Origin of the sequence: Agrobacterium sp. RAC06 (assembly GCF_001713475.1) — a bacterium.
Lineage (GTDB): Bacteria > Pseudomonadota > Alphaproteobacteria > Rhizobiales > Rhizobiaceae > Allorhizobium.
Window position 1 is genome coordinate 1,852,515 of record NZ_CP016499.1, and the last position, 15,113, is coordinate 1,867,627.

General features: G+C 62.5%; 14 protein-coding genes. 8 read left to right on the top strand and 6 right to left on the bottom strand.

All coding sequences use genetic code 11. The features are described from left to right. Positions 1-55: 55 nt before the first annotated feature. From glcF to BSY240_RS09095, 4 genes are read right to left on the bottom strand one after another with little or no spacing between them, the layout of a single operon-like run. Positions 56-1,369: a glycolate oxidase subunit GlcF gene (gene glcF / locus BSY240_RS09080; protein ID WP_069042076.1), complete on the bottom strand. Its 1,314-nt coding sequence runs from the start codon at positions 1,367-1,369 to the stop codon at positions 56-58. Between the two features lie 49 nt (positions 1,370-1,418). Further along, positions 1,419-1,796 carry a DUF4870 family protein gene (locus tag BSY240_RS09085; protein ID WP_054148783.1) on the bottom strand — a complete coding sequence of 126 codons (378 nt, stop codon included), beginning with the start codon at positions 1,794-1,796 and terminating at the stop codon, positions 1,419-1,421. 12 nt (positions 1,797-1,808) lie between these two features. After that, a complete protein-coding gene (glcE, locus tag BSY240_RS09090) occupies positions 1,809-3,002 on the bottom strand; it encodes a glycolate oxidase subunit GlcE (RefSeq protein WP_069043912.1) in 1,194 nt (397 codons plus the stop codon). 8 nt (positions 3,003-3,010) lie between these two features. Further along, a complete protein-coding gene (locus tag BSY240_RS09095; protein ID WP_069042077.1) occupies positions 3,011-4,444 on the bottom strand; it encodes an FAD-linked oxidase C-terminal domain-containing protein in 1,434 nt (477 codons plus the stop codon). 137 nt (positions 4,445-4,581) lie between these two features. On the opposite strand from BSY240_RS09095, the gene BSY240_RS09100 reads away from it, so the two are divergent. Beyond that, positions 4,582-5,478 (top strand): LysR family transcriptional regulator, encoded by an 897-nt coding sequence (locus BSY240_RS09100; protein ID WP_069042078.1) that lies wholly within the window; start codon positions 4,582-4,584, stop codon positions 5,476-5,478. A gap of 2 nt (positions 5,479-5,480) precedes the next feature. Here the strand turns inward: BSY240_RS09100 and BSY240_RS09105 are convergent, their stop codons facing one another. Then, on the bottom strand, positions 5,481-6,893 hold the full coding sequence (locus tag BSY240_RS09105) for a DUF6880 family protein (RefSeq protein WP_069043913.1): 1,413 nt from the start codon (positions 6,891-6,893) through the stop codon (positions 5,481-5,483). Between the two features lie 67 nt (positions 6,894-6,960). Then, positions 6,961-8,232 (bottom strand): DUF3422 family protein, encoded by a 1,272-nt coding sequence (locus BSY240_RS09110; RefSeq protein ID WP_054148779.1) that lies wholly within the window; start codon positions 8,230-8,232, stop codon positions 6,961-6,963. A gap of 163 nt (positions 8,233-8,395) precedes the next feature. Between BSY240_RS09110 and BSY240_RS09115 the strand changes: the two genes are divergently transcribed. The 7 genes from BSY240_RS09115 (at position 8,396) to BSY240_RS09145 (ending at position 15,034) form a co-directional block, all read left to right on the top strand. After that, entirely contained in the window at positions 8,396-9,226 is an 831-nt protein-coding gene (locus BSY240_RS09115) for a FadR/GntR family transcriptional regulator (RefSeq protein WP_069042079.1), read from the top strand. Continuing rightward, positions 9,223-9,996 carry a (Fe-S)-binding protein gene (locus BSY240_RS09120; RefSeq protein WP_069042080.1) on the top strand — a complete coding sequence of 258 codons (774 nt, stop codon included), beginning with the start codon at positions 9,223-9,225 and terminating at the stop codon, positions 9,994-9,996. The genes BSY240_RS09115 and BSY240_RS09120 overlap by 4 nt, the downstream gene beginning before the upstream one ends. Before the next feature lie 24 nt (positions 9,997-10,020). Then, positions 10,021-11,445, top strand: a complete 1,425-nt coding sequence (locus BSY240_RS09125; protein WP_069042081.1) for a LutB/LldF family L-lactate oxidation iron-sulfur protein — start codon at positions 10,021-10,023, stop codon at positions 11,443-11,445. 3 nt (positions 11,446-11,448) lie between these two features. Further along, the gene (locus tag BSY240_RS09130; RefSeq protein ID WP_069042082.1) at positions 11,449-12,126 is read left to right on the top strand and encodes a LutC/YkgG family protein; all 678 of its coding nucleotides are present in this window, start codon (positions 11,449-11,451) and stop codon (positions 12,124-12,126) included. Positions 12,127-12,257: 131 nt separating this feature from the next. Then, a complete protein-coding gene (locus tag BSY240_RS09135) occupies positions 12,258-13,595 on the top strand; it encodes a glycosyltransferase family 4 protein (RefSeq protein WP_069042083.1) in 1,338 nt (445 codons plus the stop codon). Then, complete coding sequence (locus BSY240_RS09140) at positions 13,592-14,350, top strand: HAD-IIB family hydrolase (RefSeq protein ID WP_069042084.1); 759 nt, start codon at positions 13,592-13,594, stop codon at positions 14,348-14,350. The genes BSY240_RS09135 and BSY240_RS09140 overlap by 4 nt, the downstream gene beginning before the upstream one ends. Before the next feature lie 174 nt (positions 14,351-14,524). Then, a complete protein-coding gene (locus tag BSY240_RS09145; protein WP_171901561.1) occupies positions 14,525-15,034 on the top strand; it encodes an NUDIX hydrolase in 510 nt (169 codons plus the stop codon). Positions 15,035-15,113 lie beyond the last annotated feature (79 nt).

The following is a 15,113-nucleotide window of genomic DNA, read 5'->3' on the forward strand; positions in this document are numbered from 1 at the left end:
CTCCCGGGATGCTTCATCCCGGGACAAGTCTTACAGAAACCGCTTAACAATTCGCCTAAACCGCCGTGCGGCGATCCAGCGCTTTCGGACGAGGACCGCCATAGGCCCAGTTCAGAAGCTCGACCGTATGGACGACGGGAATGCCGGTCGCCGAGCCGATCTGGGTCATGCAGCCGATGTTGCCGGCAGAGATTATATCGGGTTTCGTCGCCTCGATATTCTTCACCTTGCGGGCCTTCAGCCTGGCTGAAATCTCAGGCTGCATGATGTTGTAGGTGCCGGCTGAACCGCAGCAGAGATGGCCTTCCGGCGGATCCTTGACCGTGAAGCCGGCCGACTTCAACAGAAGTTTTGGCGCCATCGTCACCTTCTGGCCATGCTGCAGCGAGCAGGCGGAATGATAGGCGACGGTCAGCCCCTTCGTCTCCGCGACCGGCAGATCGAGGGTCGAAAGATACTCGGTGACGTCCTTGGCGAGTGCCGAAACGCGCGCTGCCTTTTCAGCATAGGCCGGATCGAGGCGCAGCATGTGGCCGTAGTCCTTGATCGTCGTACCGCAGCCAGACGTCGTCACGATGATCGCGTCGAGACCGCCCGCTTCGATGGCGCGGGTCCAGACATCGACATTGCGGCGAGCGCTGTCGAGGGCCTGTTCCTCGCGGCCCATATGGTGGACGAGTGCGCCACAGCAGCCCTCGCCTTGCGGTACAACGACTTCGACGCCAAGACGGGTGAGCAGCGAGATCGCGGCTTCGTTGATACCGGGATCGAGGACGGGCTGGGCGCAGCCAGTGAGGATCGCGACACGGCCACGGCGGGTTGCAGCTGGGGCATGGATAGCGGGCTTGGCGAAGTTCGAGGGTGGTGCGACCTTGGAAGGCGCGAGCCTCAACATGGCGGCCATCGGCTTGAGTGACTTTACCTGATCGAAGATGCCGGCGAAGGGGCGCCCGAGGGCGGCGAGCTTCAAGGCCAGACGGAAGCGGCCCGGATAGGGCAGAACCATGGCCAGCATATTGCGCGTCAGCCGGTTCATCAGCGGGCGGCGATAGGTCTTTTCGATATGGATGCGGGCATGATCGACCAGATGCATGTAGTCGACGCCGGAGGGACATGTCGTCGTACAGGCAAGGCAGGAGAGACAGCGGTCGATATGGGTGACGATCTGGTCATCCGCCGGACGGCCGTTCTCCAGCATGTCCTTGATCAGGTAGATGCGGCCGCGCGGGCTGTCGAGCTCGTTGCCAAGCGTCACATAGGTGGGACAGGTGGCAGTGCAGAAGCCACAATGCACGCATTTGCGCAAGATGGCTTCGGCTTCCGCGACGTGGGGATCGGCGAGCTGCTCGGCGGTGAAATTGGTCTGCACGCAAATCCTCCCAAAGCGCGGCCGGCAGGGCCGCTCCCTTCATTCGTTTTCAGATCCACCAGCTGGTGGGACGGGCGATCGGCTCGCCGGCCGAGGCCTTCTGCAGGCCGATGACGCAGCGGACGACGATCCAGATGGCGACGCCGAAAATCAGGATGACGCCGACGGCAACAAGCATCAGGATGCTTGATATCAGCGCATAGAGCAGCCCGATCCAGAATGTTCTGATGGCATAGGTATAATGAGTGTCGACCCAAGGCTCGCTCTTGCCGCGGTTCACATAGGCCATGATCAGACCTACGATGCCGGTGAGGCCGACGACGAAGCTGACGAGATAGAGGCAGTAGACCACCTGCACATTCATACGCCCAGGGGAGAACCAGCCCTCGCCGGATGAAACGGGCGGCTGGTAATTCGGATCAGTCATGACAAAACTCCTTCATGCAATCAGTCCGGGATTGAAAATCCCGTGAGGATCGAGTTTTGCCCTGACCCGGCCCGAAAGCAAGGCAACCGCCGGAGCCTGCGGCTCGAAGCTGGCCACTTCGGCGCGGATCTGAGGTGCTGCCCGGAGCAGCGTCGCATGGCCGCCGCCAAGGGTGCGGATGCCATGGCGCAAGACCTCTGCCTCGGGATCAGCCTCCATACGCATCCAGACGAGACCGCCCTGCCAGTCGTAATAGGCGTCGATGCCGGCGCGGAGCCTGAGGCCCGCGACCAGCTTCCAGGCTTGCGACGGAGCCATGGACAGGCGCCAGAGCGGCCGGGCCGTGCCATCGGCATAGGGCATGACATCGCGGATTTCTGCCCAGAGCGCTTTGGTGTCTTCAGCGTCGAGACGGCTGACCGGGCCGAAACCAGCAACGGCGGCCATCAGCTTTTCCGCACGCACGGCTACCGAGGCTTCGAGCCCCTCCAGGCGCATGACCGTGGCCGCACCTTGAGGAAGCTTGCCGCCAATGAATCGGCCACGCACGCTTTCCGGCAGATGGGCCGCACCGGAGACCTCGACGGAGAGCGACAGGGCAGCGGCGAGCGCCTTCATCGCCTGCTCGTCTTCCAGGCCCGAGAGAACGATGGTGGTCGCCGTTTTCGGCACGGGCAGAACCTTGAAAGTGACTTCGGTGAGGAAACCGAGCGTGCCGTGGGAGCCGGCGAGCAGCTTGACGAGATCGAGGCCCGTGACGTTCTTCATCACCTTGCCACCGGCCTTCACGACGTCCCCTGCCCCGTTGACGAAGCGCACACCGAGCAGATGGTCACGGGCGGCACCTGCCGTGAAGCGACGCGGACCGGAGCTGTTGACCGCGAACAGGCCGCCAATGGTGGGCGTGCCCGAGGTGCCCATGGCACCCCGATGGTCCATGGGTTCGAAGGCCATGCCTTGCCCGTTTTCGGCAAGGGCCGCCTCGATCTCCGCAACGGGTGTGCCGGCACGGGCCGTGATGACCATTTCGGCGGGATTGTATTCGACGATGCCGGTGAGGGCTGCGGAAGAGAGAGTGGCGTCTGCGGCTGTAGGATTGCCAAAGCCCGCACGGCTGCCACCGCCGCGGATGTGGAGCGGGGTCTTGCGGGAGGCATGATCGCGGATGACGTCGGCGGCTTCGATTTCGGTCGAGGGGTTCAGCATACTCGTCATCATCCTCTCCCCTCCAGCGGAAAGACCTTCGACGGATTGAGAATCCAGTCCGCATCGAACGCCGAGCGCACGGCCATCTGCTGGTCAAGGTCGACCTGGGTGAACTGGTGCAGCATCAGGTCTCGCTTCTCAATGCCGACGCCGTGTTCGCCGGTGAGGCAACCGCCGGCGTCGACGCAGAGTTTGAGGATCTCCATGCCGGCGGCTTCGGCCTTCGCTGCGTCATCAGGGTCGTTGATGTTGTAGAGGATCAGTGGGTGCATATTGCCGTCACCGGCGTGGAAGACATTGGCGACGCGCAGGCCGTAGCGGTCGATGATCTCGGAGGTCTTGCGCAACACGTAAGCGAGCTGGCTGAGCGGCACGGTTCCGTCCATGCAGATGTAATCGGCGATGCGGCCGGTGGCGCCGAAGGCGGATTTGCGGCCTTTCCAGATGAGGGCGGCCTCGTTGGCGGACTGGCTTTCTCGCACGGTCTTGACCCCATGGCGCTTGGCGATCTCGACGATGGCGGCCAGCATCGCGTCCATCTCGGCTTCGGAGCCCTCGACCTCGACGATCAGCAGGGCCTCCACGTCGAGCGGATATCCGGCCTTGGCGAAGGCCTCGCAGATCTCGATCGCGGGCTTGTCCATAAATTCGATGGCGACCGGAATGATGCCGGCGCCGATGACATCGGCGACGCAAGAGCCGGCTTCCTCGGCGCTGTCGAAACCGAAGAGCACGGGGCGCGCGCCTTCGGGTTTGGCGAGGAGGCGAACGGTGGCTTCGGTGACGATACCGAGCTGGCCCTCGGAGCCGCAGACGAGGCCGAGCAGGTCATAACCCTCGGCGTCCAGATGCTTGCCGCCGAGATCGACCACCGTGCCGTCGACGAGGACCAATTTCACGCCGAGCAGGTTGTTGGTGGTCACACCGTATTTCAAACAGTGGGCGCCGCCAGAATTCATGGCGATATTGCCGCCGATGGTGCAGGCGAGCTGCGAGCTTGGATCGGGAGCGTAGAAATAGCCGTCAGAGCCAACGGCATCCGATATCGCGAGATTGGTGACGCCGGCCTGAACGGTCGCGCAGCGATTGGCGTAGTCGACCTCAAGGATCCGGGTCATGGCGGAGAGGCCGAGCACGACGGCATCTTCCTGCGGAATGGCGCCGCCTGATAGCGAGGTGCCGGCGCCACGGGGCACGACGGGGATGCCGTAGCGATGGCAGTATTTCATGACGGCAGCCACCTGGGCTGTCGTCTCGGGCAGGACGACCGCGAGCGGGCGGCGGCGATAGGCGATGAAGCCGTCGGTCTCGAAGGGGACGAGTGCGTTTCGCTCCTCGACGAGCCGCCCTTGCGGCACCAGCTCCTTCAAGTCGGCGAGGATCTCGGCGCGGCGCGACAGGACGTCGGGCCTCGGCGGCAGAAAGGCGATGGCTTCGCTCATGAAATGTCTCCCCTCTTTGCCCAGATCCTAGCTGCGCAGCGGCCGCCGCTCAACTGGTCTATTTTTATTACCACTAGGACTTTCGTGGAGCAAATGCTATGCACTTATGACCAAATCGGAAACAGTGGCGCTCACTCATGACCAATCTCGGTGATCTCGAAGTCTTCGTCCGTGTGATTGCGGCCGGCAGCATGTCGACCGCGGCACGCGACCTCGGTCTGTCGCCCGCCGTTGTGTCCAAACGCATCAAGCGGCTGGAGGACAAGCTCGGCACACGGCTCCTGCAGCGCACGACACGGCAGATCTCGCTGACGGAAGCCGGCCAGGGATTTCACGAGCGGGTGCTGACCGTGCTGGGCGGGCTGGAAGAGGCCGAAGCCTTCGCGTCGGGTCGCTCCTCGGAGGTCAACGGCACGCTGAAGATCTCGGCATCGACCTCGTTTGGCCGCATGCATGTGGCGCCGCACTTGAAGCCCTTCATGGAGGCGCATCCGGACCTCGCCATCCATCTGGTGCTGTCGGATGACTTCACCGACATCGTCGGCGGCGGCTTCGATCTCGCGATCCGCATCGCGGAGTTGAACGATTCATCGCTCGTTGCGCGCAGGCTCGCCCCGGTGCGCCGCGTGCTCTGCGCGGCTCCCAGCTATCTTGCTGCGCACGGGACGCCTGAAACCCTCGACGACCTGAAGAAGCATCGCTGCCTGCCAGCACACAATCACGATTCATGGCGCCTGGAAGGTCCGACCGGGCCGGTGACACTCAGGCCCGAGGGCATGCTGATCACCAATTCCAGCGAGGTGCTCCGCGAAGCAGTCATTGCCGGCCTCGGGATCGCGCTGCGCTCCACCTGGGATGTCGGCGCGGAACTGAAGAGCGGCAAGCTGGCGCAGGTGCTGCCGCAATATGAAAGCTCGCGCAACGTGGCCCTGTCGGCCGTCTATCCGAGCCGCCAGTTCCTGCCCGCAAAAGTACGGCTGTTCATCGATTATCTGGCGGAGCTTTACGGGCCGGTGCCCTATTGGGAACGTTAGGACTAGCCCGATAGCCCGCCTGGCACCGAACTCCAGAACCCGTATTTCTTCGAATGATTGCGCCGCAGTTCGGCGAGGAAGGCGGCGTGGGTCGAGAGGCCGAGACCTTCGGGCAGGTTCGGCATGAGGCGCGCGAGCTCGCCGACGTAACGGCCAGCATGGGGATAGGCCACGCCGATGCCGCGCCTGAGGATATCTTCGACTAGTACACGGTAGAGCACGACGGCGGCCAGCGGCTCCTTTGCCGACAGCGCTTCGGCGGCTGGGGCGAGATCGTCGTAGTGGCGGCCTTCCCAATCATGCTGGTGGCGCAGGACGTGGGCGGCGGCAAGATCGAGACGCGGCCAGGCGAGGAAGAAATCAAGCGCGAGATAGATGTCCTCGTGCTCTTTCGCCAGCGCCAAGGCACGGTCGAGCTCATCGAATTCGGCGAAATCGTCGAGCTTCGACAGGTAGAGTTTCAGTACGGATGGATCGAGGGTTTCGCCGAATTCGCGCCAGCGCAGTTCCTGCGCGTCTTCGCGGCGCTTCAGCTTTTCGAGGATCTCGGCTTCCAGCAGACGGCGCTCATGGGCGCCATAATCCGGACCGACGGAGGCAAGAACTCCGTTGACCGGGATCAGGCGGACGCCACGCGGGCGCTCGCGCACCCATTCCAGCGCGGCCTCGAAACGACCGGCCTGATGCAGCAATTCGGCGACAGCGAGCGTATCGCGGCGGTTTTCGGGCTTCTGGCGTTCGAGCACCAGGAAATCGTCGATATCGCCCTGATGCAAAGCGAGCGACTGCAGGAGGTCAAGAGCGCCGAGCTTCAGGGGTTCGGAGGGCAGGACTTCGGCCAATACCTTGCGCCATGCCTTCGCGGCCGGGCCTGAGACGACGCCGGTCAGCGCACGCAGGAAACCGGTGTGCTCACCGTAGCGATCGCGCAACCGCAGGCGCTCGATATGCGGCACGAGAAGGACCTGCTCCTCGGCCCCGACGGTCTTGATGAGGTCGAGTGTCGCCAGTTCCGTGTCGTCAAAAACCTTCCACAGGCGAGCATTGTCCGTGGCCAAACGTGCGGAGACCGGAAAGCGCAGGCCGAGGAAACGAACAATACGCTCGGCTGCGGCCTGAGGATCGGCTGACCCAAGTTCGGAGAGGATGTTGCGGGCAAGGGCTGCAAATTCCCCGGCGAGATCACGGGCGCGTGCCTTGTTGATCCGCGTCGTCGCCTGGTCGATCGCATCGAGGCGCTTGTCGATCAGGCGGGCCATCTCATCCGGCCCGGTTTCGCCGGCGAGCGCCGTCTGGAGGCGTGCCTTCAGCGCCTTGTTGGCCGCGGATTCCTCCAAGAGGATATCGACCAGTTTCTCGAGCCCAAGGCCTGACAGCCCCTTCTTGTCGAGTTTCGCCTTGGTCTGCTTCGCCATTCTGCCTGTCATCCGCCGCTTGTCTGCGATCATATATCGATCCGCAGGGCGCGTCAGCAAGAGCTGATCAGCCTTGCCGTTCGTGGCTCCTACGGATCCGTCGAACCACCCACCAGACGCCAAGCACGGAGAGCGGCACCGAAATACCGGTGATGATGGCCGTGTCGAAGGGCAGGAGGTCGTGCGGGATGGCTTTGGCGGCATAACCGACGAGGCCGACAACATAGTAGGAGATGGCGGCGACCGAGAGGCCTTCGACGGTCTGCTGCAGGCGCAGCTGCATTTCGGCGCGGCTGTTCATGGCGGTCAGCAGGTCGGAATTCTGCCGTTCCAGCTCGACATCGATCCAGGACCGGACGAGAGCCGTCGCACGCGAGAGTTTCCGCGAGAGGTTGGCCTGACGTTCCTCGATCGACTGGCAGGTGCGCATGGCGGGCGCCAGGCGCCGTTCGAGGAAGGAGCCCAGCGTCTCGTGACCGGGCACCGGCGTTTCATCCAGCGTCTTGATACGCTCGCGCACGATGCCGTCATAGGCGCGGCTGGCCCCAAACCGATAGAGGCTCAAAGCGGCATTGGCCTCGAGTTCGGCGGCAAGGCGTGTGAGCTCGGAAAGCATCTCGTCGGATTCGTCGCGGGCGTGTGCCTTCATCCGCTGGGTGACGGCGGTCAGACCGTCCTCGATGCGGCGGATCTCGGGCGAGAGTGTCTGGGCGAGCGGCAGGCCGAGCATGGCCATGGTGCGATAGGTCTCGATGTCGAGCAGGCGCTGGACCACGGCGCCGCGGCCAGCTTCGGTCATGCCTCTGTCAATGACGAGGATCTGGGTGAGGCCATGACCGTCCTGGCGAAAGTCGGTGAGCACAGCCGCCTGGCCGTTCTTCAATTCGCTATAGCAAAGGCTTGCCGGATCGAAGGCGGCATGGGCATCGGCGATTTCGGGACCATCAGGGCGAAGTTCGAGGCGGATCCCCGAAATCAGCGGACCGGGGGCGATGAAGCCGTCGCCGAAGGGATGGATCGGCACTTCGCCACCGAAGCTCTCCGGCAGCGGCCCATCCCAGAACCAGGTGGAAAACTCGGTATGCCTTTCCCAACGCAGCGTCCCCTGCCCCCAGGCGAGCGAATGATAGCGTCCATTCTTCTCCGGCGGGGCGACGCCGCGGGCGCGGGACAATTCGGAAATGGCCGCATGATGCACGGCCGAACCGCCATCCATCATGAAGGCAAGTTGGAAGATGACCCGGCCGGATTTGACCAGCGCATAGGGTCTGGCATGGATTTCTCCGAGCGCCAGCGCCCGCTCCGGCGCCATTGGAAATGCAAAATCACCCTTTGCCACGCCGACCGTCTCCCTTGCCCTATCGCAAGCTAGCAGTGCGCTCGCGTCAGCGCAAAGGTGCAAACGTCACAGCCCCGCTTTCGACGAATTGCGCAGCAGTCAACTGGACAACAAAGTTGACCACTTGTCATTCCGCTTGCTATGAAACGGCATGGAGAGGGTAATGATCGAGAGCGACCAGACACTGTTTTCCGGCGTCAGCCACAGCCGCACCGCCGACGAGGTGGTGCAGCAGATCGAGCTTTTGATCCTCGACGGCGTGTTGCGTGATGGTGACCGGCTGCCGGGCGAGCGGGAATTGTCCCAGTCGCTCGAGGTGTCGCGGCCAATCCTTCGCGATGCGCTCAAGGAGCTGGAAAACCGGGGACTGCTGATCAGCCATCATGGCGGCGGTACCTTCGTTGCCGACATCATCGGCCAGGTGTTTTCCAAGCCGATCACCGATCTCATTTCTCGGCATGCCCGCGCCACGCGCGACTATCTCGAATATCGCCGTGAACTCGAGGGCCTGACGGCAGAGTTGGCGGCCCAACGGGCGACGGAGACCGACAAGGCGCTGTTGTCCCGGATCATCGAGGACATGCGTCACGCCCACGGGATCCAGGAGCCGGAAGACGAACTCGCGGCCGACGTGGAATTCCACAATGCCGTCGGTGAGGCGGCGCACAACATCATTCTCCTGCACACCATGCGGGCCTGCTACCGGCTCCTGTCGGAGGGCATCTTCTTCAACCGCAAGGCCGTCTTCTCGCTACCCAATGCGCGGGAGCGGCTTCTGGATCAGCATGTAGCGATCCATGACGCGATCCTCGCCGGCGATCCGGAAGCGGCCAAGGCTGCAGCCCAGGCGCATATCGATTTCGTCATGCGGGCGGCCGACGAAAGCGCGCGAGCCGGCGAATGGGGACGGGTCGCGAAACTCAGGCTCATCCGGCGCGACGGCGGTCGCACGGGCCGTACGGCTAACCTTTCGAAAACGGAGACAAAAGCGTGAGCCAAGCCCAAATCCGGCCGAAGGTCGGCCTCTTCGCTACCTGTCTTGTGGACCTCTTCCGGCCGAGCGTCGGCTTTTCTGCGGCAAAGCTGATCGAGGATGCCGGCTGCGACGTGCACGTGCCGATCGCCCAGACCTGTTGCGGTCAACCGGCCTACAATTCCGGTGACACCAAGGATACGCGTGATCTGGCAAAGCAGGTGATCGAGCAGTTCGAAGGCTTCGACTATGTCGTTCTCCCCTCCGGGTCCTGCGGGGCCATGCTGAAGATGCATTATCCCGAGCTCTTCAAGGGCGATCCGCTCTGGGAGGAGCGCTGTCGGCGCTTCTCGGACAAGGTGTTCGAGCTCGTTTCCTTTCTCACTGATGTCAGAGGGATGACCGAGGTCAAGGTCCAGCTCGGCAAGAGCGTGACCTATCACGACAGCTGTTCTGGCCTCAGGGAACTCGGCATCGCAAAGCAACCGCGCGCGCTTCTGTCCAGCGTCGAGGGGCTGGAACTGAAAGAGATGACAGGCTCGGATGTCTGCTGTGGCTTCGGCGGCACCTTCTGCGTCAAATATCCCGATATCTCAGGCAAGATCGTGTCGAAGAAGACGGCGATGATTGGGGAGACCGGCGCCGATCTGCTGCTCGCCGGCGACATGGGCTGTCTGATGAACATGGCGGGCAAGCTCAAGCGCGAGGGCTCGACCATCGAGGTTCGGCACGTCGCGGAAGTGCTGGCCGGGATGACCGACAGCCGGCCGATTGCCGGCAGCGGCAAGTAACGGACACCAAGGGAGGAGGAAGGCATGCAATTCACCGCCCCGCAGTTCAAGGACAATGCAGCCCGAGCGCTGGCCGACGGCCAGTTGCAGAAGGCGCTGACAAATGTCGAGAAGGGTTTCATCGCCAAGCGTGCGGCCGCAGTCGCTGCCCTTCCCGAATTCGACGCCCTGCGTGACAAGGGCCGCGAGATCAAGAACCACACGCTCGCCCATCTCGACCTCTATCTCGAAGCCTATGAGCACAAGGTGACGGAATCCGGCGGCCATGTGCACTGGGCCGAGAGCGCCGAGGATGCGCGCCAGCTGGTGCTCGACATCTGCCGGCGGGTCGGGGCAAAGACCGTGACCAAGGGCAAATCGATGATCACGGAGGAGATCAATCTCAACGACTTCCTCTCCGAACATGCGATCGAACCGGTCGAGACTGATCTCGGTGAATACATCATCCAGCTTCGCGGCGAGCATCCGAGCCATATCATTGCGCCTGCGGTGCATCTCAACAAGGAGCAGGTGGAAGAGGATTTCCGCCGGGTGCACACGCATCTCGACCCGAAGCGCGACCTCACAGCACCGGAAACGCTTTTGTCCGAAGCGCGGCAGGTGCTGCGCAAGCGTTACTTCCAGGCAGATGTCGGGATCACCGGCGCCAACTTCCTGATCGCCGAGACCGGCACCTCCGTGATCGTCACCAACGAGGGCAATGGCGACCTGACACAATCGCTGCCGAAGGTGCACATCGTCGTCGCCTCGATCGAGAAGCTGGTGCCGACGCTTGAAGACTGTTCGCAGATCCTCAGGCTTCTCGCCCGCTCGGCGACCGGCCAGGACATTTCCGTCTATACGACCTTTTCCACCGGGCCGCGCCGGGCCGAAGATCCTGATGGGCCGGAGGAGTATCACGTCATCCTGCTCGACAACGGCCGTACCGCCATGCTCGGCAGCGAGTTCCAGGACATGCTGCGCTGCATCCGCTGCGGCGCCTGCATGAACCACTGTCCAGTCTACCACGCCGTCGGCGGCCATGCCTATGGCTCGGTCTATCCGGGGCCCATGGGGGCGGTGCTGACGCCGTCGCTGTTCGGTGTCGACATTTCAGGGCATCTGCCGAATGCCTCGACCTTCTGCGGGCGCTGCGAAAGCGTCTGCCCCATGCACATCCCGCTGCCGAAGATGATGCGGCACTGGCGCGAGCGCGAGTTCGAGAAACATCTGAACCCGGCCACGGCGCGCTACGGGCTGGGTGTCTGGGCCTTCTTTGCCAAGCGACCGAAGCTCTATCGTATGGCGACATCGATCGGCGCGCGTATGCTGAGCTTGATCGGCGGCAGTCGGGGACGCATCGCGTCCCTGCCCTTTGCCTCGGGCTGGACCGACATTCGCGATCTGCCGGCACCGGAGGGGCAGACCTTTGCCCAGCAATGGGCCGCACGCCAGAAGCAGGGAGCCTGAACCATGGACAGCCGCCAGGCCATTCTTTCCCGCATCCGCACCTCGCTGAAAGCGACCGGAGGCGACGGCGAGCGAGCAGCAGTCGTAGCAAATCGCCTTGTCGAGCGCCCGCAAGGAATCATTCCGAAGCGCGGCCAGCTTCCGGCCGATGAGCGGCTCGCCCTCTTCATCGCCATGGCGGAAAAATACAATGCGACGACGGAGCGGCTCGCGACATCCGGCAGCGTGCCGGCTGCCGTCGCGGAGTATCTGAAGCAGCGCAACCTGCCGGCCTCCATCCGCATCGGTGGCGATCCCCGTTTGACATCACTTTCCTGGCAAACAGCCGGCACGCTGGAGGTCCGATCTGGCGCGTCCGACGGCAATGACCTTGTCGCGGTCAGTCACGCCTTCGGCGGGATCGCCGAGACGGGTACGCTCTGCGTTCTCTCTGGGCCCGACAACCCGGTGACACTCAACTTCCTGCCCGACCATCACATCGTCGTCGTCGAGGCGGCCGCGATTGTCGGGGATATGGAAAGCCTCTGGGCGAACCTCCGGAAGGCTCAGGGCGAGACGATGCCGCGCACGGTGAACATGATCACCGGGCCGTCTCGCTCTGCCGATATCGAACAGACATTGCTGCTGGGTGCCCACGGCCCACGGGCACTCCATATCGTCATCGTCGGGACGACGGCGTGAGCGCTTGCGAAGGCCCGGACGTAAAGGTTCCGGTTCGTCGCGAAAATTTCATCTAAAAAACGAAACAATTCCCGACCTAGTGCGTTACTATTCCCGCTTCTTAAGAACGAAATTTTCAGAAGGTGGGGATTATGGCACTTCAAACGGATCCGCATGAGACGCCGCGCATCGCGCTCGTCTCAACGCATGGCTACGTCGCAGCCCAGCCGCCACTCGGAGCCGCCGATACCGGCGGCCAGGTGGTCTATGTTCTCGAACTTGCAAAGAAACTCGCCCAGCTCGGCCACAAGGTCGATATCTTCACCCGCCGCTTTGAAGACCAGCCTGAGATCGACGAGGTGGACGAAAACGTGCGCGTCGTGCGCATTCCCTGTGGCGGACGGGATTTCATTCCCAAGGAATATCTGCACCGGCATCTGACCGAATGGAACGAGAAGGCTCTGCGCTGGATCAAGCGCGAGAGACTGACCTACCTCTTCATCAACAGCCATTACTGGGATGCCGGCGTTGCCGGACAGCGCCTGTCGGAAGCGCTTCGCGTGCCGCATATCCACACGCCGCATTCGCTTGGGATGTGGAAAAAGCGGCAGATGGAAACCGACTATCCGGAGCGCGCCGACAGGTTCGACGAGGAATTCAACTTCAAGGAACGCATCCAGCACGAGTTGATCGTCTATCGCAGCTGCCAGCTGGTGATTGCCACCACGCCGATCCAGCTGGACATGCTGACCGAGGATTATGGACTGGCACGCAATCGCGTGCACATGATCCCGCCTGGCTATGACGACAATCGCTTCTATCCGGTCTCGGAATCCTCTCGGCAGATGGTGCGCCAACGCTTCGGCTTCGAAGGCAAAACGGTTCTGGCACTCGGGCGACTGGCAACCAACAAGGGCTATGATCTCCTGATCGACGGCTTTGCCGTCATGGCGGAGCGCGTGCCGGACGCGCGGTTGCGGCTGGCGCTCGGTGGGGAAAGCCTCGATGCGCAGGAAGAGACGATCCTAGCCCAGCTTAAGCAGCAGGTGACCGATCTCGGCATCTCAGACAAGGTCGAGTTCTCCGGCTTCATTCCCGACGAAGACCTGCCTGACATGTATCGCGCCGCCGATCTCTTTGTACTCTCCAGTCGCTACGAGCCCTTCGGCATGACGGCCATCGAGGCCATGGCGAGCGGCACGCCGACGATCGTCACCATTCATGGCGGCCTCTTCCGCGCCGTCAGTTATGGTCGTCATGCGCTGTTTGCCGACCCCTTCGACAAATATGATCTCGGCATCACCATGATGAAGCCCTTCAAGCATCCGAGGCTTTACGGGCGGTTGTCGCGCATGGGTGCGCACAAGGCTCGCAGTCTTTTCACCTGGACCGGGATCGCTCAGCAACTCGTGGCTCTTGTGGAAGGCCGTCCGGTGGCGCAAGCTCTTGAAGAAAGCGACTGGGCAGAACCATGGAACGACGGGGATTGAAACCGATCCGGCTCTTTTCGTCCGATCTCGACGGGACGCTCGCGGGGGACCGCGATGCGTCAGTCGAGTTCGCGCGGCTGTGGCAGACCTTGCCGGACGGCGAGCGACCGCTGTTGGTCTACAACAGTGGCCGCCTGCTCGAGGACATCATGGAATTCACATGGGAACAAGGTTTGCCGCAAGCCGATTTTCTGATCGGCGGCGTCGGCACCATGGTGCATTCGTATGACCATCCTCATCTGTCGGACCAGTATACGGCGCTGATCGCTGATGGCTTCGATGTCGACCTGATCGAGGCGGAACTCGTGATGATGGAGCGGCTGACGCGGCAACCGGCACAATATCAGCATGACTACAAGTCGAGCTGGTATCTCCATGATGCGACGGCGCAGGATATTCTGGAACTGGAACAGATGCTCGCCAGTTCTGGTCATCGAGCACGGGTCATCTATTCCAGCGGCCGCGATCTCGACGTTCTGCCTGATGTCGCCGACAAGGGAAAGGCGCTCACCTGGCTCTGCGGCGAGCTTGAGATCGGCCTGGACGAGGTGGTGGTTGCGGGCGACACCGGCAATGACAGGGCGATGTTCGAGCTCGATGGCGTGCGCGGCATCATGCCGGGCAATGCGCTTCCCGAACTCGTCAGCCTCGCGCAGGCACGGCCGGGCATGATCGCCACTCAAGGGACCGCGGCCCGCGGCGTGATTGACGGGCTGAAGGAATTCGGCGTGTTTGCGACGTCGAAAGACAACTAGATGTCGGCAAATGCGACTTTCGAGTACCGAATGTCGCATTGAATTGAACACATGGCGCCTACACCTGATAGGCAGCGATAACCATCGTGTGAAAAGCGTATCATCCACGCAAGATTGGCCGCAAGCGAGCGGCGTTTTGGCGTAGTCTTAAAAACGAATCGAGGTGCAAGTTCATTGGGTATCATTGGCCGTATCACATCTGACCTCAGGCTCATGCTGCAGCGTCCGCCGCGGCAGCAGTTTGCTGCGATCTGTCACCGGACGCGCAAGAAGACCGGCGAGCTCGAGGTGCTGCTGATCACAAGCCGGGATACCGGGCGTTGGGTCATCCCGAAGGGCTGGCACATGCCGGGCAAGCAGCCCCATGCCATCGCCGAGCGAGAGGCCTTTGAAGAGGCTGGCGTCAAGGGCAAGGCGGGCATCGAGCCCGTCGGCTATTATACCTACATGAAGAAGATGCGTGGCGGGCACAAGGTGCCTACCCGCGTTCAGGTCCACGCGCTCGACGTGAAAGGCTTCGTCAAGGAGTTCCCCGAGAAGGGCGTTCGTCGTCTCGAGTGGGTCAGTTGCGCGGAAGCAGCCACCCGCGTCGAGGAATCGGAACTCAAGTCACTGTTCCTGGAATTCCCGAAGCTGACACAAATGCCCGCGCCAATCCCAGAAAAGGCTGCAAAACGGGCCTGAAAGCGACTGTCACAAAACTGTCATATTGCAGCGCAGCCCCTTTGTCGCTAGGGGCTTCTGCGACCCGATGAGATATGCC

What these genes read in the sequence shown, in the direction of transcription:
- BSY240_RS09130 (WP_069042082.1), top strand. Translation starts at nt 11,449, where the DNA reads ATGGACAGCCGCCAGGCCATTCTTTCCCGCATCCGCACCTCGCTGAAA.
- BSY240_RS09085 (WP_054148783.1), bottom strand. Translation starts at nt 1,796, where the DNA reads ATGACTGATCCGAATTACCAGCCGCCCGTTTCATCCGGCGAGGGCTGG.
- BSY240_RS09095 (WP_069042077.1), bottom strand. Translation starts at nt 4,444, where the DNA reads ATGAGCGAAGCCATCGCCTTTCTGCCGCCGAGGCCCGACGTCCTGTCG.
- BSY240_RS09115 (WP_069042079.1), top strand. Translation starts at nt 8,396, where the DNA reads ATGATCGAGAGCGACCAGACACTGTTTTCCGGCGTCAGCCACAGCCGC.
- BSY240_RS09125 (WP_069042081.1), top strand. Translation starts at nt 10,021, where the DNA reads ATGCAATTCACCGCCCCGCAGTTCAAGGACAATGCAGCCCGAGCGCTG.
- BSY240_RS09105 (WP_069043913.1), bottom strand. Translation starts at nt 6,893, where the DNA reads ATGGCGAAGCAGACCAAGGCGAAACTCGACAAGAAGGGGCTGTCAGGC.
- BSY240_RS09100 (WP_069042078.1), top strand. Translation starts at nt 4,582, where the DNA reads ATGACCAATCTCGGTGATCTCGAAGTCTTCGTCCGTGTGATTGCGGCC.
- glcE (WP_069043912.1), bottom strand. Translation starts at nt 3,002, where the DNA reads ATGCTGAACCCCTCGACCGAAATCGAAGCCGCCGACGTCATCCGCGAT.
- BSY240_RS09135 (WP_069042083.1), top strand. Translation starts at nt 12,258, where the DNA reads ATGGCACTTCAAACGGATCCGCATGAGACGCCGCGCATCGCGCTCGTC.